Below are 25,467 nucleotides of genomic sequence, written 5' to 3' on the forward strand. Positions count from 1 at the left end.
TTGGACTTATGGGTGTCACCCGTCGGATGATCGGTCCATGGCATTGAACGACCAAGCCCGCGTCGCTCTGGAGAAGACCGCCGGAGCGCCGTCCGCGGAGGAGCCGACCGTCCACGACGCGCGGCGAACCTTCCTGGGTATGAAGGCTTTCCAAAGCGAGCCGACGCCGGCCCTGGTCGAGCACCTGTACGTGCCCGGCCCCACCGCCGACCTGCCCGGCCGCGTCTACCGGCCCCTCGGCGACAGCCCGTCCGACCAAGGTCCGTTCGGCGATGGCCCGTTCCCCGCGATCGTGTTCCTGCACGGCAGCGGGTTCGTGGTCGGCAACCTCGACGTGTACGACGTGTTCCTGCGCGCGCTGGCCACCACGACCGGGCACGTGGTGCTCGCGGTGAACTACCAGAAAGCGCCTGAACACCCGTTCCCGATCCCGTTGGACGACTGCTACGCGGCCACGTCCTGGCTGTTCGACCACGCCCGCGAACTCGGCGTGGACCCCGCGCGGATCGGCGTCGCCGGTGACAGCGCGGGCGGCACCCTCGCCGCCGCCGTGACGCTCAAGGCCCGTGAGAACGGCCTGCGCCTCGCGTTCCAAGTGTTGGTCTACCCGCCGTTGGACACCGACTTCGACACGCCGTCTTACGTCGACAACGCGACCGGGTACGGCCTGGAGCGCGACGGCATGAGGTGGTTCTGGACGCAGTACCTGGGCGACAGGGAGCCGTGTGCGCTCGCCGCGCCGCTGCGGGCTGAGCTGCACGACCTGCCGCCCGCGTTCGTGGCGCTCGCCGAACACGACCCCGTGCGGTCGGACGGCGAGCGTTACGCCGACAAGCTCGCCGCAGCGGGCGTCCCGGTGCACGTAAGGCACTTCGACGGCGCTGTCCACGCGTTCGTGCTGATGGACGCGCTGGTGGACGAGCCGCGCATCTTGCTCGGCGAGCTCACGACCTGGTTGGGAGAGCTCTGATGCCGCTCGCACTCGTCGCGCTGGCGATCGGCGCGTTCGGCATCGGCACCACGGAGTTCGTGATCGTCGGCCTGTTGCCGCAGGTCGCCGCCGATCTTGGCGTGTCGATCCCGTCCGCCGGGCTGCTGGTGTCCGGCTACGCGCTCAGCGTCGTGGTCGGCGCGCCGCTGATCACCGCCGGCGGCTCCCGGTTGCCGCGCAAGAAGCTGCTCGTCGGGCTGATGGCCCTGTTCATCCTCGGCAACCTCCTGTGCGCGGTGGCCGACAACTACACCCTGCTGATGATCGGCCGCGTGGTGGCCGCGCTGTGCCACGGCGCGTTCTTCGGCGTCGGCGCGGTGGTGGCGTCCGGCCTGGTCGCGCCGGACCGGCGGGCGCGCGCTATCGCGCTGATGTTCACCGGTCTTACCGTGGCGAACGTGCTCGGCGTGCCGATGGGCACCGCGCTCGGGCAGTCGTTCGGCTGGCGTTCGACGTTCTGGGCCGTGACGGCGCTGGGGGTCCTCGGCCTGATCGGGATCATCGCGCTGGTGCCGCCGCAGCCCGCGTCGGACGGCTTGCGCGGCGAACTGGAGGTGTTCCGCCGACCGGGCCTGTGGCTCGCGCTGGGCACTACGGCGCTGGGCTTCGGCGCGGTGTTCGCGTCGTTCACCTACATCGCGCCGATGATGACCGAGGTGGCCGGGTTCTCACCGGGTGCGGTGACGTGGTTGCTCGTGCTGTTCGGGGCGGGCCTGTGTGTCGGGAACGTGCTGGGCGGACGTGCCGCGGACCGCAGTCTGATGCCGAGCCTCTACGCGATCCTGGCGCTGCTGGTCGTCGTCCTAGTGGCGTTCGTGTTCACCGCGCAGTCCCAACTGTTGGGCGCCGTGACGATCGCGCTGCTCGGCGTGGTCGGTTTCGCGACCGTGGCACCGCTGCAAACCCGGGTGCTGCAACAGGCCGAAGGCGCTCCCGCGCTCGCTTCGGCGGCCAACATCGCCGCGTTCAACCTCGGCAACGCGGCGGGCGCGTGGCTCGGCGGCGTCGCGATCGACGCCGGATTCGGCTACACGGCGCCGAACTGGGTGGCCGCGCTGATGGCCCTGGGCGCGCTCGGCGTCGCGTTGGCGGCCGGCCGGGTCGGTCCGCGCGCCGGTGCCCGCATCAGCCCGGCGGACGAGTCTGCACACGGAGTCCGTGCTGGTCAAGGGCCGATCGGCGGGTCTTGATCTATCGTCCACAGTGGACTCAGGTGGCCCTTGACACGTCTCGCGGGGTGGGGGGAAGGTCTGCACCGACCTGTCCTGCGCATGATGGGGGAACAGCTGTGAAGGGTGTTCGGAGAGCCGCGGTGCTCGCGGCTCTGGCAACGCTGCCGCTGGGCCTGCTGCCCGCGGTGGCCTCGGCCGCGCCGGAAGGCCCGGTGTTCAAGGACGGCGAGGCACAGCCCGTCTTCAGCGCCACCGACGTGGTGAAGGAGAGCGTCTGGGTCCGCGCGCCGGTCGACAGCGACCGCGACGGCCGGGACGACGAGGTCTACGCCGAAGTGGTGCGCCAAGGGGCCACGAACCGCGGCCTCAAGGTGCCCGTGGTGTTCTTCAACAGCCCGTACTTCTCCGACGGCAACGACGTGGCCAACCACAACGTCGACGTGGAGCTGTACGTGCCCAACCGGCACGGTGGCTACGACAGGCGCGACGGGTCGCAGCTCAAGGCGCAGGCCGACGAGCGGATCAACGCGGCCGTGGGTCCCAACGCCGGCCCCATCACCTCCGCGCGCTACGAGTCGTACTTCATCACGCGCGGGTTCGCCATGGTGTACGCCGAGTCGTTGGGCACCGGCAAGTCCAGCGGCTGCCCCACCTCCGGCGGGCGCAACGAGACCATCGGGTCCAAGTCCGTCATCGACTGGCTCAACGGCCGCACGACCGCGCGTGACGCGGCGGGCAAGAAGGTCAAGGCCACGTGGACCACGGGCAAGGTCGGCATGATGGGCGTGTCGTACAACGGCACGCTGCCCAACGCCGTGGCGTCCACGGGCGTGCGCGGCCTGGAGGCCATCGTGCCGATCGCGGCCATCTCCAGCTGGTACGACTACTACCGCGCCGACGGTGCCGTGGTCGCGCCGGGCACGTACCAGGGCGAGGACCTGGACGTGCTCGCGGAGTACGTCTACACGCGTGAAGACCGCGAGATCTGCAAGCCGATCATCGCCGAGGTCGCGAAGAAGCAGGACCGGGTCACCGGCGACTACAGCGCGTTCTGGGACGAGCGGAACTACGTCAAGGACGCCCACAAGGTCCGTGCGGCGGTGCTCGCCGTGCACGGCCTGAGCGACTGGAACGTCAAGACCAAGCACGTCGCGCAGTGGTACGAGGCGCTGCGGCGCAACGGCGTCGACCACAAGATCTGGCTGCACCAGTCCGGTCACACCGACCCCGACACGCTGCGGTCGGTGGAGTGGCGGCGGACGATCAACAAGTGGTTCAGCCACTACCTGTACGGGCTCGACAACGGCATCGAGAAGGAGCCGAAGTCGACCATCCAGCGCGAGGACCGCAAGACGTGGACCGACGAGGCCGACTGGCCCGCCCCGGGCACGTCCAAGGCAAAGCTGTACCCGTGGGCCGGAGGTTCCGCCAAGGGTGCGCTGAAGTCGTCGTCGGTGCCCGGCAGGCCCGTCGTGGAGTCGCTGCGGGACGACTCGTCCAAGCTCGCCGAGGACTTGGTCGACCTGCCCAGCTCCGGTAACCGGCTCTCTTACGCGACCCGTGCGTCGGCCACGCCGCTGCGGCTGTCCGGCACGCCTCGCGTGGAGCTGTCCGTGTCGTTCGACCAGCCCGCGGCCAACGTGACCGCGCTGTTGATCGACCGCGCGCCGGACGGGACCAGCCACGTGATCACGCGTGGGTGGACCGACCCGCAGAACCGCAACGGGCAGTCCAAGTCGAAGCCCATCACGCCGGGGCGCACGTACCGGATCGACGTGGAGTTGCAGCCGCAGGACTACATCGTGCCCGCCGGGCACACGGTGGAGTTCGTGCTGGTCTCCAGCGACTACGACTACACGTTGCGGCCCAAGCCGGGCGCGGGGTTGTCCATCGATCTCACGTCCACGACCGTGGAACTCCCCGTGGTCGGCGGGCCTGCGGCACTGCGTCGTTCAGTCGGTTAGCAAGTAATTCACCAGGGGGCTACCTGGTGAGTCTTCCACTTTGGCGGCTGGGCGTGGTCGGATCGCCACACCCAGTCGTCAAGGAGGTTGGCTGATGCGCCGTGTGCTCGCAACGGTTCTCGTCGCGCCGCTGATCGGTCTCGCCCTCACGCCGGGCCAGGCCGCGGCGGCCCCGAACTTCCAGCTCCCGTTTCCGTGCAACCAGGTGTGGGAGGGTCAGACCCGCACCAACCACAGTCCCGCGAACTCGGTCGACTTCAACCGTGCGAACGACGACGGTGACCCGGTCGTCGCGTCCGCCGCGGGCACCGTGACCAGGGTCGCGAACGAGGGCAGCACCAGCTACGGCCGGTGGGTCGAGATCGACCACGGCGGCGGCTGGCGGACCCGGTACGCGCACCTGTCCGCCCAGCGGGTGACCGTGGGGCAGTCGGTCCGGCTCGGGCAGTCGATCGGCAACGTCGGGACCACCGGGGGATCGACCGGGCCGCACCTGCACTACGAGCAGAGGCTCAACGGTGTGGACCAGAAGGCGAAGTTCAACGGGACCCTGGCGTACTACTGGGGCTCGCGCAGCTACACGAGCCGCAACTCGTGCAGCGGCGTCGACGGGACCGTCGGGACCACCAGCGGTGCCGCGGTGACCATCCGCTCCGGTCCGGGGACGGGTTATGCGGCGGTCGGCTCGGTGGCGAGCGGTGCCTCGGTGACGATCCGGTGCCAGGCCAAGGGCGAGTCGATCACCGGCAAGTACGGCACCACGGTGTGGTGGGACCAGATCGGTTCCGGGTACATCTCGGACGCTTACGTGTACACGGGCTCCGATGGTCAGGTCGCGCCCAGCTGCTGACGCTCTTTATCCATCATTCTTCGCTTCCCCTTACGCACTCCGTGGCGTGAGGGGGAGTTTTTTATGCTTTAGGGCACCGCGCCGAATTGGCCAATTGCGCCAAGCGTCATTCGATCGGGTTGCAATGGTGGCCAACCCCCGATTCCTCCGACAAAATCAATGCCATGACAACCCCCACCAAGCCCAGTCACCTCCGCACCCCGGGCGACGTGATCGCCGCCCTGCCCTACCTGCTCGGCTTCCACCCGGCCGATTCCCTGGTCCTGCTGGTCCTGGAGGGCGGCTCGATCGCGCAGACCCTGCGCCTCGACCTGCCCGCCACCCGGAACGACCGCAGGGTCGCCGACGAGCTGGCCCTGTCCTTACGAGGTCGCCCACACACGCACGCCGTGGCCGTGGTCGTCGGCGGTGGCCGCGGCGACCCACCCGAGCTGCTGCCGCGTGAGCACCTCGTGGAGGAGCTGACGGCGTCCCTGGGCTACGTGGGCGTCCGCGTCACGTGCGCCGCATGGTCGCCGGCCACCGCGAAGGGCTCGCCCTGGCTCAGCTACCACGACCTGGGCGACCAAGGCGTGGTCCCGGACCCGGCGACGACCACCATCGCCGCCAGGGCGGTGGCGCAGGGCCTGGTCACCCACCGGGACCGGGAAACCCTGGCCGCCACCCTCACCCCGGACCCGCCGGAAGCCCTGTCCCGCCGCTCCGCGCTGCTGGACAAGGCGGCGGCGGAGGCCGAGATCGGCGAGACCGAGGACTCCGCGACCATGGTCCGGCACCGGACCTTGGTGAAGGCCGAGGTGGCACGGGCCCGGTCCCGGACGAATCCGCTGACCGACCAGGAGGTCGCCGACCTGGCCTACGCGCTGTCCGACCCGTGGGTGCGCGACGCCAGCCTCGCCGACGCGATCAGCGACCATGCCGAGGCGGCCGAACGCCTGTGGATAGAACTGACCAGGGCCAGCCCCACGCCGGAACGAGCCGAGCCCGCCGCACTGCTGGCGTTCTCGGCCTACATCCGGGGCGACGGAGCCCTGGCCCTGATGGCGATGGACCGCGCCGAAGAAGCGATGCCCGGCCACCGCCTGACGGTCCTGCTCCGCACCGCCCTGGAAAACGGAATGCCACCCTCCACCGTCAAAGGCCTGGCCGAACGAGCCGCAGCCGCCGACTGGATCCCCAAACCCGACCCAGACCCACCCCTGGCAACCCCTCACCCCGACACCCCAGACCCGCCAACCCCCTAAATTTGCCCACCCGCTCACCAGCCGCCCGCGCACCCACGTCATTTCGCTCCGCGATTCCTCGTCCACCCACGGCGGGCCCACATCGCAATTCCCGTCGACGCACCGTTCAGACCCAACCACCGGAATTCGACCGTCGTTCCGCGTCCCGGGGCGGAGTCGCTCGGTCCCGGACAATCCTGGGCGCTGTCTCGGTCCGGACGGAAAGGTGACCGACCGCGCCGGTTCGCCGCCGGCAATCGGCATTCCGGCGGGCGACTCCGCACGACAGCCAGGCCAGGACCTTGATCAATCAGTCGATAGGTGTGGTACCGGGTGCAGAACGCATTCCACCGTGGCCGGGGTCGTGGGCGCGGCGGTGGTCAGTGGCCGATGGTGACGCCGGACCAGTAGATCGTGGTGCCGGTGCGCAGTCCTCGGTGGTCGCGCAGGACGTCGAAGTCGGCGGTGAACCCGCTGCCGTCGGCTCGGGTGCCGCGCAGGTGGAGCACGGTGGTGCTGTTCCCCGCCTGACGGGTTCCGATGACCTCGGGGCGGTCTTGGCCGGGGAACTGGCCGGCTTGGGTGGCTCCTAGGAGGAGGTTCCGGCAGATGCCCGGCATTGCGGCGGCGGACTCGCACAGGGCGGCGTGGCTGCCGGTCCGGACTTGGTGCACCACGTCGTCCAGCACGGCTTCGGCTTCGGCACGGCTTGGGGGATCGGGGTGGTCGGCGCGGGTGAGTGCCGCGTAGCCGCCGATCAGCAGGGCCACGCCGAGGGCCGTTGCGACGGTGGCGACGGTCGCGGTGGCGACGGGCGGTCGTCGTCGGGGGTGCCATACGGGTGCCACGGGGGTGCCGCCTTCGTCGCAATCGTTTGCGGGGCGCGGGGCGCGGGGCGCGGGCGCCGGGTCCGGGCGGCCTCGCGTGCGGGCGGCGGCGGTGTCGGCCCCGCTGTGGGCGGGGCCGACACCGGTCGGGTGATGGGTGTTACAGGAGCTCCGGGCGTCGCCAGGGCTCGTCCAGGACGTGTTCGGCCAGGAAGGAGTAGATGGTCTCGTACCAGACCTTGGCGTTGCCGGGGGTCAGGACCCAGTGGTTCTCGGTCGGGTAGTACAGGAACTTCGCCTGCACGCCGTGGCGCACCAGGTCGAAGTACAGGCGCTGCCCCTCGCCGATCGGGACCCGGTAGTCCTTGTCGCCGTGGATCACCAGTACCGGGGTCTTGATGTCCGCGGCCCGCAGGTGCGGCGAGTTCGCCCGCACCCGCTCCTGCTGGCGCAGCGGGTCGCCCATCTCGCGGATCCAGTAGTACGAGTCGTCCGTGGTCCCGGTGAACGCGTCCAGGTGCCACAGCGACGCGTGCGTCACGATCGCCCGGAACCGGTCGGTCTGGGTGGCGATCCAGTTCGCCATGTACCCGCCGAACGACCCGCCCATGGCGGCCGTGCGGCTGTCGTCGATGTCGTCGCGGTGGACGGCCACGTCGGTGATCGCCATCAGGTCCGTGTACGGCTTCGCGCCCCAGCTGCCCCAGCCGGCGGCGATGAACTCCGGGCCGTAGCCGGTCGACAGGGCCGGGTCGGGGAGCAGGACCGCGTAGCCCTTGGCGGCCATCAGCCACGGGTTCCAGCGCCAGCTCCAGCCGTTCCAGCTCATCACCGGGCCGCCGTGCACCCACAGCAGCAGCGGCGCGGGCTGGTCGGCGGAGCAGCCGGTGGGCAGGACCAGCCACGCGCGGACCGTGCGGCCGTCCTCGACGACCGTCTCGATCTCGGTCAGCGTCCCGGGCAGTGACTCGACCCGGCCGGGAGCGGGCAGGACGACGGGCTCCTGCTCCGGGGTGGCCAGGTCCAGGCGCACCGGCTGGGCGGGCTGGTCGACGGCGTTGCGCAGCGCGTACACGTGCTGCGCGCCGACCCGCACGTCCGCGTACGACCCGGTCGCGGTGAGCCGGATCAGCTCGCCACTGGCCAGGTCGAGCCGCCAGATGGGTTGGTGGCCGCGCAGCGCGCTGGTGAAGTACACCGCCGTGCCGTCCGGGGCGACCACCGGGTGCTCGGCCTCCTCGGCGAAGTCCGGTGCCAGCTCGGTGATCGTGCCGTCCAGGTCGATCCGGACCAGGGCGTTGCGCCACGGCTGGTCCGGCGTCGAGTCGAACACCCGCACCGCGATCACGCCCGACGAGTCCGGCAGGAACGTGGCCTGGGCGAACGAGTGGTCCGCCAGGTCCGCCAGCACGCGGCCCGGTGAGCCGTCCGCCGGGCTCAGCCGCAGGCGCACCCGCGGGCCGTAGGCGGCGCTGACGTCGACCCGCTCGGTGTGCACGACCCACCGGCCGTCCGGGCTGATCACCGCCACGTCGTCCAGGCGCGCGTCGGCGTCGGGCGTGAGGTCGGTCAGGTCGGCGGCGGTGAGCCGGTCGCCGGTCAGCCGGCCGGTGAGCAGCCTCGGGTAGGCGGGGCCGAGGTCGGAGTCCCAGTACCGCACCGGGTACGACTCGTACAGGACCGCGGTCACGCCCGCGTCCTCGCGGGCCTTGCGGTGCGCCTCGTCCGAGTCGCCGAAGTCCGCGGCGGGGTGCGCGCCCGCGGTCAGCAGCAGCGTGCCCGCTTCGGCCGCCACCTCGACCCGGTCGACGCCGCCGACCGGGCGCAGCAGCTCGCGGGCCTCGCCGACCTCGGGCAGCAGCCACAGGGCGGTCTTGTCCTTCGCCTTGCCCTCGGCGGGCCTGCCCTGCTGGTCCGGCCGCGAGGACAGGAACAGCAGCGCGCCGTCCGGCGTGAACACCGGGTTCGACTCGCCCTTCGCGCCCCTGGTCAGCCGGCGCGCCGGGCGCTCGCCCACCGGGTCGACCTCCCACAGCGCGCCCTGCCACGTCTTGCCGTCCGGCGACAGCTCCGCGACGACCGTGACCAGGCGTGTGCCGTCCGGGGACAGCGCCAGCGACGCGAGCCGGGGCAGCGCCGCGAACGCCGACACGTCCGCGAAGTCGCCCGCCTGGATTGTGCCGCTCATCAGGCCTCCTGAGACCGGGACTGGGTGAACTCCCACGCGTCGCGCACGATGCCGGCCAGGTCGACCCGCTCCGGCTTCCAGCCGAGCTCGGTCCGGGCCCGCTCCGCGGACGCCACCAGCACCGCCGGGTCGCCCGAGCGGCGCGGTGACACCTCGGCCGGGACCGGGTGGCCGGTGACCTCGCGGCACGCCTCGATCACCTGCTTCACCGAGAAGCCGAAACCGTTGCCCAGGTTGTAGATCCGGTGCTCGCCGCCGGTGGCGTTCGCCAGTGCCTTCAGGTGCGCGTCGGCCAGGTCCACCACGTGGATGTAGTCGCGCACGCAGGTGCCGTCGTCGGTCGGGTAGTCGTCGCCGTACATGGCGACCTTCTCCCGCGTGCCGGACGCCACCTGGAGCACGATGGGGATCAAGTGGGTCTCCACGGCGTGCCGCTCGCCGTAGCGCCCGTACGCGCCCGCCACGTTGAAGTACCGCAGCGACACCGCGGCCAGCCCGTGGGCGGTCGCGTAGCCGGTGATCGCGTGGTCGATGGCGAGCTTCGTCGCGCCGTAGGTGTTGGTCGGCCGGGTCGGCGCGGTCTCCACGATCGGGACCTGGTCCGGCTCTCCGTACGTGGCCGCCGTGGACGAGAACACCAGGCGCGGCGTGCCGTGCTCGCGCATCGCGTCCAGCAGCCGCAGCGACGTGACCACGTTGCCCTGCCAGTACTTCGCGGGCGCCTGCTGGGACTCGCCGACCAGCGACTTGGCGGCGAAGTGCAGCACGCCGTCGAAGCCCTCGGCGAGCACCGGGCCGATCACGTCGTCGATGTCCTCCGCGATCAGCCGGGCGCCCTCGGGGACCGCGTCCGCGTGCCCGGTGGACAGGTCGTCGAGCACGACCACCTCGTGTCCGGTCTCGACCAGTCGAGCCGCGCACACGCTGCCGACGTACCCCGCACCGCCCGTGACGAGCAGCTTCACCGTGATCCCCGCTTCCTGTAGTGCCGTCAATGCTCCCGGCCCGCGCCCGCCGAGGGCACCGCCGGGAAGGTCCTTGGTGTCGCCCAATCGCGTTCCGCGTAGGCGGCGAGCACCCGCCGCACCACCGCGTCGTGCCGTTCGACGGGCACCAGCGCGATCGCCGACCCGCCGAACCCGCCGCCGACCATCCGGGCGCCCAGTGCGCCCTCGGCCAGCGCCGAGCCGACCGCCACGTCCAGTTCCGGCACCGACACCCGGTAGTCGTCGCGCAGGCTCTCGTGCGACGCGGTCAGCAGCGGCCCGAGGTCGGCGAGCGCGCCGGCACGCAGCGCGTCGACCGCGCGCAGCACCCGCTCGTCCTCCGTCACCACGTGCCGCACCAGCGGCCGCAGGTCCTCGGGCAGCCGGGCCAGCGCCTGGTCGAGCCGGTCGAACTCCACGTCGCGCAGCGCGGGCACGCCCAGCAGCGCCGCGGCGCGCTCGCAGCCGGCCCGGCGCGAGGCGTAGCCGCCGTCGGTGTTCGAGTGGTGTGCCCTGGTGTCGACCACCAGGACTTCCAGGCCGGACGCGGCGGCGTCGAACGGGACCTGCTCGGCCTCGCCCGAGCGCACGTCCAGGAACAGCACGTGCGCCTCGGTGCACAGCAGCGACGCGGTCTGGTCGAGCAGGCCGGTCGGCGCGCCCACGAAGTCGTTCTCGGCCCGCTGCACGCGGCGGGCGATCTCCGGCCGGTCCTCGGGCACGCCCGCGAGGCCCAGCAGGGCCAGGGCGACCGCGCACTCCAGGGCGTGCGACGAGGACAGCCCGGCGCCCGCCGGCACGTCGCCGGCGATCACCAGGTCCGCGCCGCCGGTCACGCCCAGGTCGCGCAGCGCCCAGGCCACGCCGGCCGGGTAGGCCGCCCAGCCGGTGACCCGGCCGGGTTCGAGGTCGGCGACGGCGACCGGCGCGGCGTGCCGGAGCACGCCGTCGTCGCCCAGCGTCGACACGGCCAGCTTGCCGTCGCCGCGCGGCGACGCGGCCACCGCGGTGCGGTGGGGGAGTGCGAAGGGCAGCACGAAACCGTCGTTGTAGTCGGTGTGCTCCCCGATCAGGTTCACCCGACCGGGGGCGGACCACACGCCCTGGGGCGCGGTTCCGTGCAACTCACCGAACGCGAGGGCGGCGCGCTGCCCTTGGGTCACCTCGCCTGCACCAGCACGGCGTGCGCGACCGACGGGTCGAGCTCCGCGGTGGTGCCGTTGCCGCGCACCTGCACGACCTTGGCCCCGCCCATCGAGTCGACGTCGACGGTGCCGCCCGGCACCACGCCCGCCGCCTTGAGCTCGGCCATCAGCGCGGGGTCGAGCTGGACGTGCTCGGCGATCCGCCGCACCTCCACCCGGCCACCGCCCCGGCGGGCCACCTCGTCCACCCGGACCAGGTCGGCTTCGGCGGGCGGCGCGGGCTCCCCGTCGCCCAGCTTGTCCAGGCCGGGGATGGGGTTGCCGTAGGGGGAGGTGGTGGGGTTGCCGAGCAGCTTGACGAGCTTGCGCTCGACGGCCTCGCTCATGACGTGCTCCCAGCGGCACGCCTCGCTGTGCACCTGCTCCCACTCCAGGCCGATGATGTCGACCAGGAGCCGTTCGGCGAGCCGGTGCTTGCGCATGACCGCGATCGCCAGACCGCGGCCCTCCTCGGTGAGCTCCAGGTGCCGGTCGTCGGCGACGACCACCAGGCCGTCGCGCTCCATCCGGCCCACGGTCTGGCTCACCGTGGGGCCGCTCTGGCCGAGTCGCTCGGCGATGCGGGCGCGCAAAGGCACGACGCCCTCTTCTTCGAGCTCGTAGATAGTGCGGAGGTACATCTCCGTGGTGTCGATGAGGTCGTTCACACCCGCTCCCCTTCGTATGGTGCCAATGCTAGTCGCCCGCTGACGGGTGCAGGATGGTGCCGTGCATCCATTGATCAGCACCGAAGACCTGGCTGCCGCGCTCGCCGGCGCCTCTCCCCCGGTCGTGGTGGACGTCCGCTGGCGCCTGGGCGGACCCCCAGGACGTCAAGACTACGAGGTCGGGCACGTTCCAGGTGCTTTCTACCTCGACTTGGACGGCGATCTTTCCGCGGCCCCGGGCGCGGGCGGGCGGCACCCGCTGCCCGAACCAGGCGATCTCCAGCGCGTGCTGCGCTCCGCCGGGGTCCGCGAAGGTCACCCGGTCGTGGCGTACGACGGGGGTGACGGGTCGGTCGCCGCCCGGCTGTGGTGGCTGTTGCGGTGGGCCGGCCACGAGGAGGTCGCGGTGCTCGACGGCGGCTTCGCCGCGTGGGTGGCCGGCGGGCGCCCGGTCAGCGCCGAGCAGCACCGGCCCGAGCCCGGTGACGTGGTGGTCCGACCTGGTGGGATGCCCGTCCTCGACGCCGACGAGGCGGCCGCGCTGGCCCGTGACGGGGTGTTGCTGGACGCGCGCGCCGCGCAGCGGTACCGGGGCGAGACCGAGCCGGTGGACCCCCGCGCCGGGCACATCCCGGGTGCGCTCAACGCGCCGTCGGCGGAGCACGTGGACGGGGCCGGCCGCTGGCTGGGCGCGGACGCGCTGGCCGAGCGGTTCCGGGCGATCGGGGTGCGGCCGGACGCCGCCGTGGGCGCGTACTGCGGGTCGGGGGTGACGGCGTCGTCGGTGGTCCTGGCCCTGGAGGTGGCCGGTGTCACCAGCGCCGAGCGGCCCGCCGGGCTCTACGCCGGGTCGTGGTCGCACTGGTGCGTCGACCCGGCGCGTGAAGTCACCACTGGACCTCACCCCTAGTGCCGTGGGGGTGACCCGAAGGTAGGGGTCTGGTTCTAGCGCGAAAGGGGGACGTCGAAATGTCGACGCCCCCCTTTTCCACGGAAATGATCAGGCGTTGGGGATCTTCTCGAACGCCTTCGTGGCGAGCTTGAGCGCCACCTGGCACGGGTCGAACGAGTCGATCGGCGTCACGCTGGCCAGGAACGCGGGCGTGATCTCCTTCGGGTCGTCGGTGAGCATGACGAGCACCGAGCAGTCGCCGCCGCCCTCCTTGACCTCGTAGGCGGTGTTGCCGCCGACCTCGATCTCCTTGGCCTCGCCCTCGTACTCGGCGAAGGTCACCATGAACAGCACCACCGCGAAGGGCTCCTCGGTGCTCTGCACGCAGCCCTTCTCACCGGCCTTCTTCGCGCCGATGGCGGTGGCCACGTCCTCCGGGGTGAGGATGTCGCAGTCCTCGTAGCCCTCGGTCTTCTTCTTGGTGCCGATCTTGGCCTTGCCCGCGGGCTTGGTGCCGGAGGTGGGCGAGCCGGTGCCGGTGGTCTCCTTCTTGCCGCTGGTCGACGTCCTGGTCGAGGACGGCTTGCCCGACGTCGTCTTCTCGCTGTTCGCGGCGCCGGCGGCCGGCTTCGCGGAGCCGATGACCGTGGTCGCGCACCCGGTGAGACCGAGTGTCAGCGCCAGGACCAGCACGGCCGTCAGGGAGGAGCCTCGTCGCAGGTGCATGTCTGTCTGACCCCGTTCCGACGAGCGGGGTTCCATCCTCGATGGCCGCAATCCTGGCCCGTCTCGTCCCGCCAGACTCTAAGTCCTGCCGGGAGGGACTCACCCGCGTATCCACCAAGCTGTGATCACACCGCAGGTCAGACCCCTGTGAAGGCGCGCACAGCCCTCCGCTGCCCGGGGCTCCGACGATCGCCCGGTCCCCGCAGGCACGGTCGCCGGCAGCCCGCCCCGAAGCCGCCACGGCCCGATCCAGCCGCCGCGCGACGTCGCCACGGCCCGATCCAGCCCGCCGCACGACGCCGCCACGGCCCGATCCCGCATGACGCCGCCGTTGGCTGGTCGCGCCCGGTGAGGGGGCCGTGCCTGCGTCCCCGACCGATCTTGTCCGGCGTGCTCCGGCGGCGGGTGGGTGCAGGTCAGGGCGGGTGTCGGGAGCGTGACGCGGAGCGCGTGGGCGTACCGGCGGGCGGGGTGTGGGTTAGGTTGCCGGGCATGGGTGCCGACGTGGGTGATCGAGCCGCTGTCGTGTGGGACGAGTCCTTCCTCGCCTACGACCTGGGCGGGGACCACCCGCTCAACCCGGTCCGGCTGGACCTCGCCGTCCGGTTGGCGACCGCGTTGGGCGTGCTGGACGGGGTCGACCTGGTCAAGCCCGACCCGGCCACCGACGCCGAGATCGAGCGGGTGCACGAACCCGCCTACCTCTCCGCCGTGCAGGCCGCGCCGATGGCCGGCTGGGACGTCGGGCACGGGCTGGGCACCGCCGACAACCCCGTGTTCGCCCGAATGCACGAGGCCTCCGCGCTGGCCGTCGGCGGGTCGCTGGCGGCCGCGCGGAAGATCGCCTCGGGCGAGGCCAGGCGGGCGGTGAACATCGCCGGCGGGCTGCACCACGCGATGCGCGACCACGCCGCCGGCTTCTGCGTCTACAACGACTGCTCGGTGGCCATCTCCTGGCTGCTGGACAACGGTTTCGACCGGATCGCCTACATCGACTCCGACGTGCACCACGGCGACGGCGTGCAGGACGCGTTCTACGACGACCCGAGGGTGCTCACCGTCTCGCTGCACCAGAACCCGTTGAGCCTGTGGCCGGGCACCGGGCGTCCGTCCGAACTGGGCGGTCGGGGTGCGGAGGGCACGGCGGTGAACGTCGCGCTGCCGCCGGGCACGTCCGATCCGGGCTGGCTGCGCGCCTTCCACGCGGTGGTGCCTTCGCTGCTGCGCTCGTTCCGGCCGCAGGTCCTGGTCACCCAGTGCGGTGTGGACACCCACCGGGAGGACCCGCTCGCGGACCTCGCGCTGACCGTGGACGGCCACCGCGAGATCTACCGGACGTTGCGCTCGCTGGCCGAGGAGGTGTCCGGCGGGCGGTGGCTGGCGCTGGGCGGCGGCGGGTACGAGCTGGTGCGCGTGGTGCCGCGGTCGTGGACGCACCTGCTGGCGACCGTGCTGGACCGCGACGTCGACCCCGCCACCCGGCTGCCCGCCGACTGGGTGGCCCACGCCGCCGGCCGTGCGCCGGACTGGCCGCTGCCCGCCACCATGTCCGACGACGCGGACGTGGCGTTCGAACCGTGGGGCGGCGACGCGCAGACGCCGCTGGACGCCGCCGTGCGCGAGACCCGCCGCGCGGTGTTCCCGCTGCACGGCCTGGACCCCGACGACCCGAGGGACTAGCGGTGGACCCCTACGACTACCCCCGGCACTGGGAGGCCGACGTCGTGCTCAGCGACGGCGGCACGGTCCACCTGCGGCCGATCACGCCCGACGACGCGGAGAAGCTGCTGGCCTTCCACGGCCGGCTGTCCGAGCGCACCCGCTACTTCCGCTACTTCGGCCCCTACCCGCGGATGCCGAAGCGGGACGTGGAGCGGTTCAGCACCGTCGACCACTCCGACCGGGTGGCGTTCACCGCGCTGCTCGGCGACGACATCGTCGCGGTGGGCCGCTACGACCGGCTGGGCGGCGGCGGGAGCGCCGAGGTGGCGTTCGTGGTGGAGGACGGGCACCAGGGGCGCGGGCTGGGCTCGATCCTGCTGGAGCACCTGGCGGCGGCGGCCCGGGAGCGCGGGCTGAGCCGGTTCACCGCCGAGGTGCTGGCCGAGAACGGCCAGATGGTGCGGGTGTTCCGGGACGCCGGGTACAGCGTGAGCCGGGCGTTCGAGGAGGGCGTGCTGCACCTGGAGTTCGACATCGACCCGACCGAGGAGTCGGTGGCGGTGGCGCGCGCCCGTGAGCAGGCGGCTGAGGCGCGCAGCGTGCACAACCTGCTCAACCCGAAGTCCGTGGCGGTGATCGGCGCGTCGACCGACCGCACCAAGATCGGCCACGCGGTGCTGACGAACCTGCTGGAGGGCGACTTCCACGGCCCGGTGTACCCGGTCAACGCCGAGCACCGGTCGGTGCGCGGGGTGCGCGCCTACCCGTCGGTCCTGGAGATCCCGGACGACGTGGACCTGGCGGTGGTCGCGGTGCCGGCGGCGAGCGTCGACGAGGTGATGGACGCCTGCCTGGCCAAGGGGGTCAAGGCGCTGGTCGTGGTGACCTCCGGGTTCGGCGAGACCGGGCCGGACGGGTCGCTGGCCGAGCGCCGGCTGGCCGCCGAGGCGCGGGCGCACGGGATGCGGGTGGTCGGGCCGAACGCGCTGGGCGTGCTGAACACCGACCCGGCGGTGCGGTTGAACGCGACGCTCGCGCCGAGGCTGCCGGTGCGCGGCCGGACCGGGTTCTTCTGCCAGTCCGGCGCGCTGGGCACGGCGATCCTGGCCACGGCGGCGTCGCGCGGGCTGGGCCTGTCGACGTTCGTCTCGGCGGGCAACCGGGCGGACGTGTCGGGCAACGACCTGTTGCAGTACTGGGAGACCGACCCGGCGACCGACGTCGTGCTGCTGTACCTGGAGTCGTTCGGCAACCCGCGCAAGTTCGCCCGGCTGGCCCGGCGGCTGGGGCGCACCAAGCCGATCGTGGCGGTCAAGTCGGGCCGGCACGCGGTGACGCCCGCGCTGGCGGCCACGTCGGTGTCGGTGGACGAGTCGAGCGTGCAGGCGCTGTTCGAGCAGGCGGGCGTCATCCGGGTGGAGTCGCTGGCGCAGCTGTTCGACACCGCGCTGCTGCTGGCGCACCAACCGCTGCCGGCCGGGCCGAGGGTCGCGGTGGTAGGCAACTCGACGGCGATCGGGCTGCTGGCCGCCGACACCGCGCTGGCGCAGGGCCTGGAACTGGCGGGTGACCCGGTGGACATCGGCGCGCAGGCCGACCCCGAGGTGTTCGCCAAGGCGGTGCAGGACGCGCTGCGCAACCCGGACACCGACGCACTGGTGGTGGTGTTCGTGCCGCCGCTGGCGGTGCCGGGCACGGCGTTCGCGCGGGCGTTGCGGGAGGTCGCGGGCACCAAGCCGATCGTGTCGACGTTCCTGGCCGTGGAGGGCGTGCCGGACGAGCTGGCGGTGGCCGGGCCGGACGGCGCGCCGGGCCGGGGTTCGGTGCCGTCCTACCCGAGCCCGGAACGGGCCGTGCTCGCGCTGGCCCGCGCGACCCGCTACGCCCGCTGGAGGTCCGCGCCGCAGGGCCGCTTCACCCGACCGGACGGGATCGACCCGGCCACCGCGCACGAGCTGGTCGACTCGCTGCGGCTGGACGAGACCGGCGAGTGCCGGCTGGACGACGACACCGCCGTGCGGCTGCTGGCCTGCTACGGCGTGGAGATCGTGCCGTTCCGGGTGGTCTCCTCCGCCGACGACGCGGTGGCGGCGGCCGCCGAACTGGGCTACCCGGTGGCGGTGAAGGCGACCGACGAGCGGTTGCGGCACCGCACGGACCTGGTGGGCGTGCGGCTGGACCTGGTCGGCGAGGACGCCGTGCGGGCCGCGTACGAGATGCTCGCCGAGGTGTCCGAGCAGCCCGACGTGTACGTGCAGCGCATGGCCCCCAAGGGAATTTCGTGCGTGGTGGGACTTCAGGATGATCCGTCGTTCGGCACGCTGGTGTCGTTCGGCTTGTCCGGTGTGGTCAGTGATCTGCTCGGTGACCGTGCGTACCGCGCTGTCCCGCTGACCGAGACGGACGCGAAGGCGTTGGTGCGCGCGCCGAAAGCCGCGCCGCTGCTGGCGGGTTATCGGGGTGGCGAGTCGGCCGACCTGCCCGCGCTGGAGGACCTGGTGCTGCGGCTGGCCGCGCTCGCCGAGGACCTGCCGGAGGTGCGCGAACTCGCGCTGGAGCCGGTGCTGGCGAGCGCCGCGGGCGCGTACGTCAGCAACGCCCGGGTGACGCTGGGCCCGCCGCCGTCCAAGCACGACAGCGGTCCGCGCCGGTTGCGATCACCGGGCGCACCGCGCTAGGCGCAGTGCGTTAGCCCCGGCCGCCGGTCGTTGCGCAACCGTCATTCTTTATCGATTCCGTCGACCCTATTCTGCCGTTGGCTATGGACGCAAACCTGGGTGCCGCTTACGTTTCCGGCATCTCAAGAGGACCCGAAAAGGGGAAGAATGGCATTGGCATCGCTGCGCGCCCTCGTGTCGGCGTGCGCCGCCGCGCTGGTCCTTGCCTCGTGCTCCTCCGCCGACGACTCGACCGTCCAGGGGCGGGCGGGGGCGGGCAAGCTGGTGATCGCCGTCGGCTACGACCAGCCGGGGCTCGGGGTGCGCCGGCTCGACGGCGTGTACAAGGGCTTCGACATCGACGTGGCGCGCTACGTGGCGCGGGAGCTGGGCGACGACAACCCGGACTTCATCGAGGCGACCCCGTCGCAGCGGGAGAAGCTGCTTACCGAGGGCAAGGCCGACCTGGTGGTCTCCACCTACTCGATCACCGCCAAGCGCAAGGAGGTCATCGGCTTCGTCGGGCCGTACTTCGTGGCGGGCCAGGACCTGCTGGTCCGGCTGTCCGACACGCGGATCAGCGGCCCCGAGTCGCTCGGCCCGGGGAGCAAGCTGTGCTCGGTGGAGAACACCACCTCGGCGCAGTACGTCAAGGACCAGTTCGCCCAAGCCGTGGAACTGGTGAATTACCCGAACTTCAGCGACTGCGTCACTGCTCTGCTCGCCGAGCAGGTGGACGCGATGACCACCGACGACGTGATCCTCGCCGGCTACGCGGCGCAGAACCCGGAGCTGCTGCGGGTCGTCGGCAAGCCGTTCAGCAAGGAGGAGTACGGGATCGGGATCCGGCGCGACGACGCCGCCGGACAGGCGAAGGTGACCGCCGCCGTCCAGAAGATGATGGACTCCGGCGAGTGGCGCAAGTCACTGGAGCAGAACGTGGGCCAGTCGGGCTACCGGATCCCCGAGCCGCCCAAGATCGTCCCGTGACGTGCGACCCACCCCGATAGCGGTCTGACCGGCGGGTTCGAGGTCGTAGGCTCGGTCGGTGCCCGCCTCTCACTTCGCTCCCCAGTACCGCGCGGACGGACCGGTCCGCGCCGGTATCCCCGAGCACGGTCGGATCCCGCGCTACTACGCGGTCAAGACCGAGCTGCTCTGGCTCGTCGAGTCGCTGGGGGAGGGGACGGCGCTGCCGTCGGAGCGCGAACTCGCCGAGCGGTTCTCGGTGTCGCGGGTGACGCTGCGGCAGGCGGTGGGCGAGCTGGTGCTGGAGGGCAAGCTCCAGCGCCGGCAGGGCAGCGGCACCTACGTCGCGCCGCCGAAGCTCGTGCAGCCGCTGTCCCTGGTGTCCTACACCGAGGGGATGCGGCGGCAGGGTGTGGACCCGGCGCGCAGCGTGATCACCGTCGAGCACCTGCCGGCCGACGAGGTGCTCTCGCGCGACCTGCGCATCGAGCGCGGCGCGACGGTGATCCACCTGGAGCGGGTGCTGCTCGCCGACGACGAGCGGGTGGGGCTGGAGTCGACCTACCTGCCCTCGGCCCGGTTCCCGACGCTGCTGGAGGTGTTCGACCCGACCACCTCGCTGTACGCGTGCCTGACCGACCGGCTGGGCGTGGTCTTCGCCGAGGCGGAGGAGCGGGTGGAGACCGTGCTGGCCACGCCGCGCGAGGCGCTGCTGATCGGCACGAACCCGGCGCTGCCGATGCTGCTGCTGCACCGGATCTCCTACGACGACGACGGCGTGCCGATCGAGCGCGTGCGCTCGCTGTACCGGGGTGACCGGTTCAGCTTCGTGGCACGGCTCCGGGCGGACGTCTAGCCTGCGCCGTTCGGCTCAGCGCGGTGTCGCGATAGGCGGCATCGGGTAACAGGACGGTAACCCATCTAGTCCACATCTCGAGTTCACCCGGACGACGCCGAGGGGACACGACCGGTTCGTCCCGGCCACGCACCGTTCCCGCCGTGCGAGTGCTCATCGTTGGTGGTGGCGTGCTGGGGACCATGCACGCCTGGCAGGCCGTGGAACGCGGCCACGAAGTGGTCCAACTGGAACGGGAACCCGAGGCGCGAGGGGCCTCGGTGCGCAACTTCGGCCTGGTGTGGGTCGGCGGCCGGGCGGCCGGTGCGGAACTCGGCACCGCGCTGCGCGCCCGCGAACTGTGGGAGCGGATCGGGCAGCGGGTGCCGGGGCTCGGGTTCCGGGCGAACGGGTCGCTGACCGTGCTGCGCACCCCGCTGGAACTGGCCGTCGGCGAGGAGACCGCCGCCCGCTCCGACGCGGCCGAACGCGGCCTGGCGCTGCTCGACCCGGCCGAGGCGCGCGCGCTGAACCCGGCGTTGCGCGGCGACCTGCTCGGTGCGCTGTGGTGCGCGCGGGACGCCGCCGTCGAGCCGCGCGTCGCCCAACCGGCACTGCGGGCCGCGCTGGAGGCGACCGGCCGGTACACCTTCCTGCCCGGACGCGAGGTGCGCACGGTCGGTCAGGGCGTCGTGCGCGACGACCAGGGCGTGGAACACCGTGGCGACGTTGTGGTGCTGTGCACCGGGGCGGCGCTGGGCGGGCTGGTGCGCGAGATCGCCGGCGTCGTGCCGGTGCGGCGGGTCCGGTTGCAGATGATGCAGACCGAGCCGCTGGACGAGCCGTTGACCACGTCCGTCGCGGACGGCGACAGCCTGCGCTACTACCCGGCCTACCGGGGCGCGGCGCTGGACGCGCTCAACCGCGAGCAGCCCCAGCCCGAGGTGGCCCGTGCGCACGCGATGCAGTTGCTCGTGGTGCGGCGCCTCGACGGCGGCCTGACCATCGGCGACACCCACGGCTACGACGAGCCGTTCCCGTTCGACACCCAGGACGCGCCTTACGACCACCTCGTGGAGGTCGCGGAGAGCGTGCTCGGAGGGCCGCTGCCGCGCATCGCCCGCCGTTGGGCCGGTGTGTACGCGCAGTGCGCCGACACGTCCCGAGTCGTGCACCGCGACCAGGTCGAGCCTGGCGTGTGGCTGGTGACCGGCCCCGGCGGGCGCGGCATGACGTGCTCGCCCGCGATCGGCTTCGACACCGCAGAGGAGATCGGCCTGTGACCGCGTTGGTGGTGTTCGACATGGCCGGCACGACCGTGCTGGACGACGGGTTGGTGGAGCGCGCCTTCTTGCGCGCGCTGCCGGACGCGACGCCCGCGATGGTGCAGCACGTCCGCGACACCATGGGCCAGTCCAAGATCGTGGTGTTCCGGGAGATGCTGCGCGACGAGACCGCCGCGCAGCGCGCCAACACCGCGTTCGAGGAGTCTTACGCCGCGCTGGTCGCGGAAGGCCACTGCGCGCCCGTGCCCGGTGCGTACGAGGTGATCACCGGGCTGCGCGCGAACGGCGTCAAGGTCGCGTTCAGCACCGGCTTCTCGCGCGTCACCCAGCACCTCATCCTGTCCGCCCTCGGCTGGACCGACCTGGCGGACTTCACGACAACCCCGGCCGAAGCCGGCCGGGGCCGGCCCTACCCGGACATGGTGCTGGCCGCCGTGCTCGGGCTCGGGCTGGCCGACGTCCGCGACGTCGCGGTCGTCGGCGACACCCCGTCCGACGTCCGGTCCGGCCTGCGCTCGGGCGCCCGCGTGGTCGCGGGCGTGCTGACCGGGGCCGGCTCCCGCACGGCGCTGGCCGACGCCGGCGCGACGCACGTCCTCGACTCGATCCGCGACCTCCCCGCCGTACTCGAAGGGCTGTAGAGACCATGCTGCGCAAGGTTCTGGCTGTCGGACTGCTGATGCTCACCGCCGCCTGCGGCGGCACCGCTGGCGGCAGCGCCGAGGGCGACCAGACGGTGACCGTGTACACCGTCGACGGACTGGCGAACTGGTACGCCAAGCGCGCCGAGGAGTTCAAGGCCAAGACCGGGATCACCGTCCAGCTTGTGGAGAGCGGCTCCGGCGAGGTGGTCACCCGCGCCGAGCGGGAGAAGGCCAACCCGCGGGCCGACGTCCTGGTGACGCTGCCGCCGTTCATCCAGCGCGCCGACAAGGCCGGGCTGCTCGCCGACTACGCGCCCGCCGGCGCCGACAAGGTCGCCGACCACACCGCCAAGTACACCCCGGTGGTCAACAACTACCTGAACTTCATCTACAACCCGAAGCTCGCCCAGCCCGCGCCGGCCTCCTGGCAGGACCTGCTCGACCCGCGCTTCGAGGGCAAGCTCCAGTACTCCACGCCCGGCCAGGCCGGTGACGGCACCGCCGTGCTGTTGCAGCTCAAGCACGTCATGGGGGACCAGGGCGCGCTGGACTACCTGGCCCGCCTGGAGGCCAACAACGTCGGCCCGTCCTCGTCCACCGGCAAGCTCCAGCCGAAGGTGTCCAAGGGCGAGATCCTGGTGGCCAACGGCGACCTGCAGATGAACCTGGCGTCGATCCGCGACGACAAGTCCGAGTTCGAGGTGTTCTTCCCCGCCGACGACCAGGGCGTGCGCTCCACGTTCGCCATCCCGTACTACGCCGGGCTCGCCACCGGTGCGCCGCACGCCGACAACGGCAGGAAGTTCCTCGACTTCCTGCTCTCCGCCGACGTGCAGAAGACCATCGCGACCGACGCGCTGGGCCAGGCCACCCGCTCCGACGTGCCCGCCGAGGGCGCGATCTCCGAGCTGCTCGAGGGTGTGCGGGTCTGGCAGCCGGACTGGACCGCCGTGGTCGCCACGCTGGACGCCGACGTCGCCGCGTACACCAAGGCGGTCGGGCGTTGACACCCGCCGTCGAGCTGCGCGACGTGTCCGTCCACTTCGGACGGACCGTCGCGCTGCGCGGGCTGGACCTGTCGGTGGCGCCGGGGGAGACCCTGGCGCTGCTCGGCCCGTCCGGCTCGGGCAAGTCCACCGCGCTCAAGGCGGTGGCCGGGTTCCTGCGGCCCACCTCCGGGCGGGTGCTGCTGGGCGGTCGGGACGTGACCGACGAGCCGCCGAACCGGCGCGGGCTCGGCGTCGTGGTGCAGAGCTACGCGCTGTTCCCGCACATGAAGGTGGTCGACAACGTGGCGTTCGGGCTGCGCGCCCGGCGGGTGCCGCGCCGCGCGGTCGCCGAGCGGGTGGCCGAGGTGCTGGCGCTGGTCGGCATGACCGGGTTCGGCGACCGCTACCCGCGCCAGCTCTCCGGCGGCCAGCAGCAGCGGGTCGCCATCGCGCGGGCGCTGGCCATCCGGCCACCGGTGCTGCTGCTCGACGAGCCGCTCTCGGCGCTGGACGCCGCGCTGCGCGAGGAGATGGTGGCCGAACTGCTGCGGCTGCGCGCCGAACTGCCCGACACGGCCGTGGTCTACGTGACCCACGACCAGGGCGAGGCGCTCGCGCTGGCCGACCGGATCGCGGTGATGCGCGACGCCCGGCTGGTCGAGGTCGGCGCGACACCGGAGCTCTACCACCGGCCGGCCGAGTCGTTCACCGCCTCGTTCCTGGGCGCGTCGAACCTGCTGCCGGTGGAGGTCGTGGACGCCGACACCGTGCGGCTGGGCCACCTGCGGCTGGCGGCGTCGTCGGCCGGGCTGCCGGCGGGCGGGGCCGTGGCGCTGGGCGTGCGCCCGCACCGGGTGGGCGTGCGCGCGGTTCCCGGCCCGATGACCGCTGGTTCCGGGCAGACTGGTTCTGCGCCAACTGATTCTGGGCCGACCGATTCGGGGCTGGCGGCCCGGCTGCTGGCCGTGCAGTGGCGCGGCACCGGGTACCGGCTGGACCTCGAACTGGACCTGGGGCACCGGCTGCGCGCGGAGGTCCCCGACGTCGACGGGCTCACCGTCGGGACACGGGTCGAGGTGTCCATTCCGGACGGTTGTCCGCTGGTGCGGGTGGCGTGATGCGGCGGTTGCTCTGGCTGTTGCCGCCGGTCGCCGTGCTGGTGGTGTTCTTCGGGTACCCGCTGGCGCTGGTGCTGCACCAGTCGTTCGTCGCCGACGACGGCTCGGTGGGGTTGGCGAACTGGCACGACGTGCTGGTGTCGGCGGAGTTCCAGCGCGCCTTGGGGCGCACGGCGCTGCTCGCCGTCGCCGCCACCGCCGGCTGCCTGGTCCTGGGCGTCTTCCTGGCGCTGGTGATCGCGTTCGCGCCGTTCCCCGGCGCACGGGCGGTGTCCCGGCTGGTCGACGTGGTGCTGGCGTTCCCGTCGTTCCTGATCGCGCTGGCGTTCACGTTCCTCTACGGCAGCGCGGGCGTGCTCAACGCCGTGCTGGGCAGCGGGTCCGTCGACTTCCTGTATTCCCCGTGGGGGGTGCTGCTCGCCGAGATCGCGTTCTACACGCCGTTCGTGATGCGGCCCGCGCTCGCGGCGTTCAGCCAGCTCCCGGGGGCCCAGCTCGACGTGGCGGCGAGCCTGGGCGCGTCGCCGTGGCGGGTGCTGCGGCAGGTCGTGCTGCCGGACGCGCTGCCCGCGTTGGCGTCCGGGGCCTGCCTGACCTTGTTGCTGTGCATGAACGAGTTCGGGATCGTGCTGTTCGTCGGGGCGAAGGACGTCATCACGTTGCCGATGTTGGTCTACACCAAGGCGATCGTGACGTTCGACTACCCGGCGGCGTGCGTGGTGGCCGTGGTCAACGTGGTGTTCTCCGGTGCGCTGTACGCACTGCACCGCTGGGTGTTCGCGAAGGGAGCGGGCCGTGCTGCTGTGGACGCGGCGTAGTCGGGCGATCGTCATCGCGCTGTTCGCGGTGCTGTTCACGGTCGTCGTGGTCGCGCCGCTGGCGATGATCGTGCTGGCGTCCGTGGCGGGGTCGTGGAACGGGGTGCTGCCCGCCGACCTCACCACCGACCACCTGGCCGACGCCGTCGCCGGGGACTCCGTCGCCAGTGCGGTCGTCAGCGCGCAGACGGCCGTCATCGCCGCGTTGACGGCCGTGGTGCTCGGGACGTGGCTCGCGCTGGGCGCGGAACGTGCTCCCCGCCCGGTCCGCCGGGTCCTCGACGCCGCCGCGCACCTGCCGCTGGCGGTGCCGTCCGTGGTGGTCGGGCTCGGGCTGCTGGTGGCGTTCAGCCGGCCGCCGCTGCTGCTCAACGGCACCCGGTGGATCGTGCTGGCGGCCCACCTGGTGATCCTGCTGCCGTTCACGTTCAGCGTGGTGTCCGCGGCGCAGCGCCGGGTGGACCCGCAGCTCGCGGCGGTCGCGGCGAGCCTGGGCGGGTCGGCGTGGCGGGTGCTGTGGCGGGTCCGGGTGCCGGTGCTGCTGCCCGCGATGTCGGCGTCCGCGTCGCTGGGGCTCGCCCTGTCGATGGGCGAGGTGGGCGCGACGATCATGCTCTACCCGCCGGACTGGCGCACGTTGCCGGTCAGCGTGTTCGCGCTGACCGACCGGGGCCAGGTCTTCGCCGCGTCCGCGTCCACCGTGCTGCTGCTGGCGGTGACCCTGGCCGGTCTCGTCGCGTTGGGCGCGGTTCGCCCGCGCGCCGCCGAACGTTAGCCCGCGATACCGCCGAACGTTAGCGAGTCGTGCCCTTTTACCG

General features: G+C 72.3%; 22 protein-coding genes. 16 read left to right on the forward strand and 6 right to left on the reverse strand.

The features are described 5' to 3' along the window. Window positions 1-37 precede the first annotated feature (37 nt). From BN6_RS08480 to BN6_RS08500, 5 genes are all read left to right on the forward strand, one after another. Window positions 38-970, forward strand: coding sequence for an alpha/beta hydrolase (locus BN6_RS08480; RefSeq protein WP_041312301.1), 933 nt, complete (start codon window positions 38-40; stop codon window positions 968-970). Continuing rightward, complete coding sequence (locus BN6_RS08485) at window positions 970-2,181, forward strand: MFS transporter (RefSeq protein ID WP_015099164.1); 1,212 nt, start codon at window positions 970-972, stop codon at window positions 2,179-2,181. The genes BN6_RS08480 and BN6_RS08485 overlap by 1 nt, the downstream gene beginning before the upstream one ends. Before the next feature lie 98 nt (window positions 2,182-2,279). Next, the gene (locus BN6_RS08490) at window positions 2,280-4,127 is read left to right on the forward strand and encodes a Xaa-Pro dipeptidyl-peptidase (protein WP_015099165.1); all 1,848 of its coding nucleotides are present in this window, start codon (window positions 2,280-2,282) and stop codon (window positions 4,125-4,127) included. A 94-nt stretch (window positions 4,128-4,221) separates the two neighbouring features. Continuing rightward, on the forward strand, window positions 4,222-4,977 hold the full coding sequence (locus BN6_RS08495; protein WP_015099166.1) for a M23 family metallopeptidase: 756 nt from the start codon (window positions 4,222-4,224) through the stop codon (window positions 4,975-4,977). Between the two features lie 164 nt (window positions 4,978-5,141). Further along, window positions 5,142-6,221 carry a DUF4192 domain-containing protein gene (locus tag BN6_RS08500; protein ID WP_041312305.1) on the forward strand — a complete coding sequence of 360 codons (1,080 nt, stop codon included), beginning with the start codon at window positions 5,142-5,144 and terminating at the stop codon, window positions 6,219-6,221. 359 nt (window positions 6,222-6,580) lie between these two features. Here BN6_RS08500 and BN6_RS08505 read toward each other — a convergent pair whose 3' ends face one another. The 5 genes from BN6_RS08505 to BN6_RS08525 all read right to left on the reverse strand — a co-directional run bounded on the left by BN6_RS08505 (window position 6,581) and on the right by BN6_RS08525 (window position 12,053). Then, the gene (locus BN6_RS08505; protein ID WP_015099168.1) at window positions 6,581-7,048 is read right to left on the reverse strand and encodes a hypothetical protein; all 468 of its coding nucleotides are present in this window, start codon (window positions 7,046-7,048) and stop codon (window positions 6,581-6,583) included. Between the two features lie 139 nt (window positions 7,049-7,187). Beyond that, window positions 7,188-9,215, reverse strand: a complete 2,028-nt coding sequence (locus tag BN6_RS08510) for a S9 family peptidase (protein WP_015099169.1) — start codon at window positions 9,213-9,215, stop codon at window positions 7,188-7,190. After that, the gene (gene galE, locus BN6_RS08515; protein ID WP_015099170.1) at window positions 9,215-10,180 is read right to left on the reverse strand and encodes a UDP-glucose 4-epimerase GalE; all 966 of its coding nucleotides are present in this window, start codon (window positions 10,178-10,180) and stop codon (window positions 9,215-9,217) included. Before galE ends, BN6_RS08510 begins: the two co-directional genes overlap by 1 nt. 26 nt (window positions 10,181-10,206) lie before the next feature. Beyond that, window positions 10,207-11,364, reverse strand: a complete 1,158-nt coding sequence (galK, locus tag BN6_RS08520; RefSeq protein WP_015099171.1) for a galactokinase — start codon at window positions 11,362-11,364, stop codon at window positions 10,207-10,209. Beyond that, window positions 11,361-12,053, reverse strand: coding sequence for a metal-dependent transcriptional regulator (locus tag BN6_RS08525; RefSeq protein WP_041312308.1), 693 nt, complete (start codon window positions 12,051-12,053; stop codon window positions 11,361-11,363). Before BN6_RS08525 ends, galK begins: the two co-directional genes overlap by 4 nt. A gap of 61 nt (window positions 12,054-12,114) precedes the next feature. Here BN6_RS08525 and BN6_RS08530 point away from each other — a divergent pair, with 61 nt between their 5' ends. Then, window positions 12,115-12,963 (forward strand): sulfurtransferase, encoded by an 849-nt coding sequence (locus BN6_RS08530; RefSeq protein ID WP_015099173.1) that lies wholly within the window; start codon window positions 12,115-12,117, stop codon window positions 12,961-12,963. A 90-nt stretch (window positions 12,964-13,053) separates the two neighbouring features. Here BN6_RS08530 and BN6_RS46530 read toward each other — a convergent pair whose 3' ends face one another. Next, on the reverse strand, window positions 13,054-13,671 hold the full coding sequence (locus tag BN6_RS46530) for a DUF3558 domain-containing protein (protein ID WP_015099174.1): 618 nt from the start codon (window positions 13,669-13,671) through the stop codon (window positions 13,054-13,056). 492 nt (window positions 13,672-14,163) lie between these two features. Here BN6_RS46530 and BN6_RS08540 point away from each other — a divergent pair, with 492 nt between their 5' ends. The 10 genes from BN6_RS08540 to BN6_RS08585 all read left to right on the forward strand — a co-directional run bounded on the left by BN6_RS08540 (window position 14,164) and on the right by BN6_RS08585 (window position 25,424). Then, complete coding sequence (locus tag BN6_RS08540) at window positions 14,164-15,351, forward strand: acetoin utilization protein AcuC (RefSeq protein ID WP_041312311.1); 1,188 nt, start codon at window positions 14,164-14,166, stop codon at window positions 15,349-15,351. Window positions 15,352-15,353: 2 nt separating this feature from the next. Then, complete coding sequence (locus tag BN6_RS08545; RefSeq protein ID WP_015099176.1) at window positions 15,354-18,011, forward strand: bifunctional acetate--CoA ligase family protein/GNAT family N-acetyltransferase; 2,658 nt, start codon at window positions 15,354-15,356, stop codon at window positions 18,009-18,011. 147 nt (window positions 18,012-18,158) lie between these two features. Then, window positions 18,159-18,980, forward strand: a complete 822-nt coding sequence (locus tag BN6_RS08550) for a glutamate ABC transporter substrate-binding protein (RefSeq protein WP_015099177.1) — start codon at window positions 18,159-18,161, stop codon at window positions 18,978-18,980. A 58-nt stretch (window positions 18,981-19,038) separates the two neighbouring features. Further along, window positions 19,039-19,815, forward strand: coding sequence for a GntR family transcriptional regulator (locus BN6_RS08555; RefSeq protein WP_015099178.1), 777 nt, complete (start codon window positions 19,039-19,041; stop codon window positions 19,813-19,815). A gap of 143 nt (window positions 19,816-19,958) precedes the next feature. Next, the gene (locus BN6_RS08560; protein ID WP_015099179.1) at window positions 19,959-21,077 is read left to right on the forward strand and encodes a TIGR03364 family FAD-dependent oxidoreductase; all 1,119 of its coding nucleotides are present in this window, start codon (window positions 19,959-19,961) and stop codon (window positions 21,075-21,077) included. After that, on the forward strand, window positions 21,074-21,721 hold the full coding sequence (locus BN6_RS08565; protein WP_015099180.1) for a phosphonatase-like hydrolase: 648 nt from the start codon (window positions 21,074-21,076) through the stop codon (window positions 21,719-21,721). The genes BN6_RS08560 and BN6_RS08565 overlap by 4 nt, the downstream gene beginning before the upstream one ends. 5 nt (window positions 21,722-21,726) lie before the next feature. Continuing rightward, entirely contained in the window at window positions 21,727-22,731 is a 1,005-nt protein-coding gene (locus BN6_RS08570) for a 2-aminoethylphosphonate ABC transporter substrate-binding protein (protein WP_015099181.1), read from the forward strand. Next, window positions 22,728-23,831: an ABC transporter ATP-binding protein gene (locus BN6_RS08575; protein WP_015099182.1), complete on the forward strand. Its 1,104-nt coding sequence runs from the start codon at window positions 22,728-22,730 to the stop codon at window positions 23,829-23,831. Before BN6_RS08570 ends, BN6_RS08575 begins: the two co-directional genes overlap by 4 nt. Next, complete coding sequence (locus BN6_RS08580; protein ID WP_015099183.1) at window positions 23,831-24,649, forward strand: 2-aminoethylphosphonate ABC transporter permease subunit; 819 nt, start codon at window positions 23,831-23,833, stop codon at window positions 24,647-24,649. Before BN6_RS08575 ends, BN6_RS08580 begins: the two co-directional genes overlap by 1 nt. After that, entirely contained in the window at window positions 24,627-25,424 is a 798-nt protein-coding gene (locus BN6_RS08585) for an ABC transporter permease (protein WP_015099184.1), read from the forward strand. The genes BN6_RS08580 and BN6_RS08585 overlap by 23 nt, the downstream gene beginning before the upstream one ends. The last annotated feature ends 43 nt before the right edge of the window (window positions 25,425-25,467 follow it).

This window comes from Saccharothrix espanaensis DSM 44229 (assembly GCF_000328705.1).
Lineage (GTDB): Bacteria > Actinomycetota > Actinomycetes > Mycobacteriales > Pseudonocardiaceae > Actinosynnema > Actinosynnema espanaense.

Bases quoted from the DNA above. Each gene is read 5' to 3' on its own strand.
- BN6_RS08570 (WP_015099181.1), top strand. From the start codon at position 21,727: ATGCTGCGCAAGGTTCTGGCTGTCGGACTGCTGATGCTCACCGCCGCC.
- BN6_RS08485 (WP_015099164.1), top strand. From the start codon at position 970: ATGCCGCTCGCACTCGTCGCGCTGGCGATCGGCGCGTTCGGCATCGGC.
- BN6_RS08500 (WP_041312305.1), top strand. From the start codon at position 5,142: ATGACAACCCCCACCAAGCCCAGTCACCTCCGCACCCCGGGCGACGTG.
- BN6_RS08510 (WP_015099169.1), bottom strand. From the start codon at position 9,215: ATGAGCGGCACAATCCAGGCGGGCGACTTCGCGGACGTGTCGGCGTTC.
- BN6_RS08580 (WP_015099183.1), top strand. From the start codon at position 23,831: ATGCGGCGGTTGCTCTGGCTGTTGCCGCCGGTCGCCGTGCTGGTGGTG.
- BN6_RS46530 (WP_015099174.1), bottom strand. From the start codon at position 13,671: ATGCACCTGCGACGAGGCTCCTCCCTGACGGCCGTGCTGGTCCTGGCG.
- BN6_RS08550 (WP_015099177.1), top strand. From the start codon at position 18,159: ATGGCATTGGCATCGCTGCGCGCCCTCGTGTCGGCGTGCGCCGCCGCG.
- BN6_RS08480 (WP_041312301.1), top strand. From the start codon at position 38: ATGGCATTGAACGACCAAGCCCGCGTCGCTCTGGAGAAGACCGCCGGA.
- BN6_RS08495 (WP_015099166.1), top strand. From the start codon at position 4,222: ATGCGCCGTGTGCTCGCAACGGTTCTCGTCGCGCCGCTGATCGGTCTC.
- BN6_RS08540 (WP_041312311.1), top strand. From the start codon at position 14,164: ATGGGTGCCGACGTGGGTGATCGAGCCGCTGTCGTGTGGGACGAGTCC.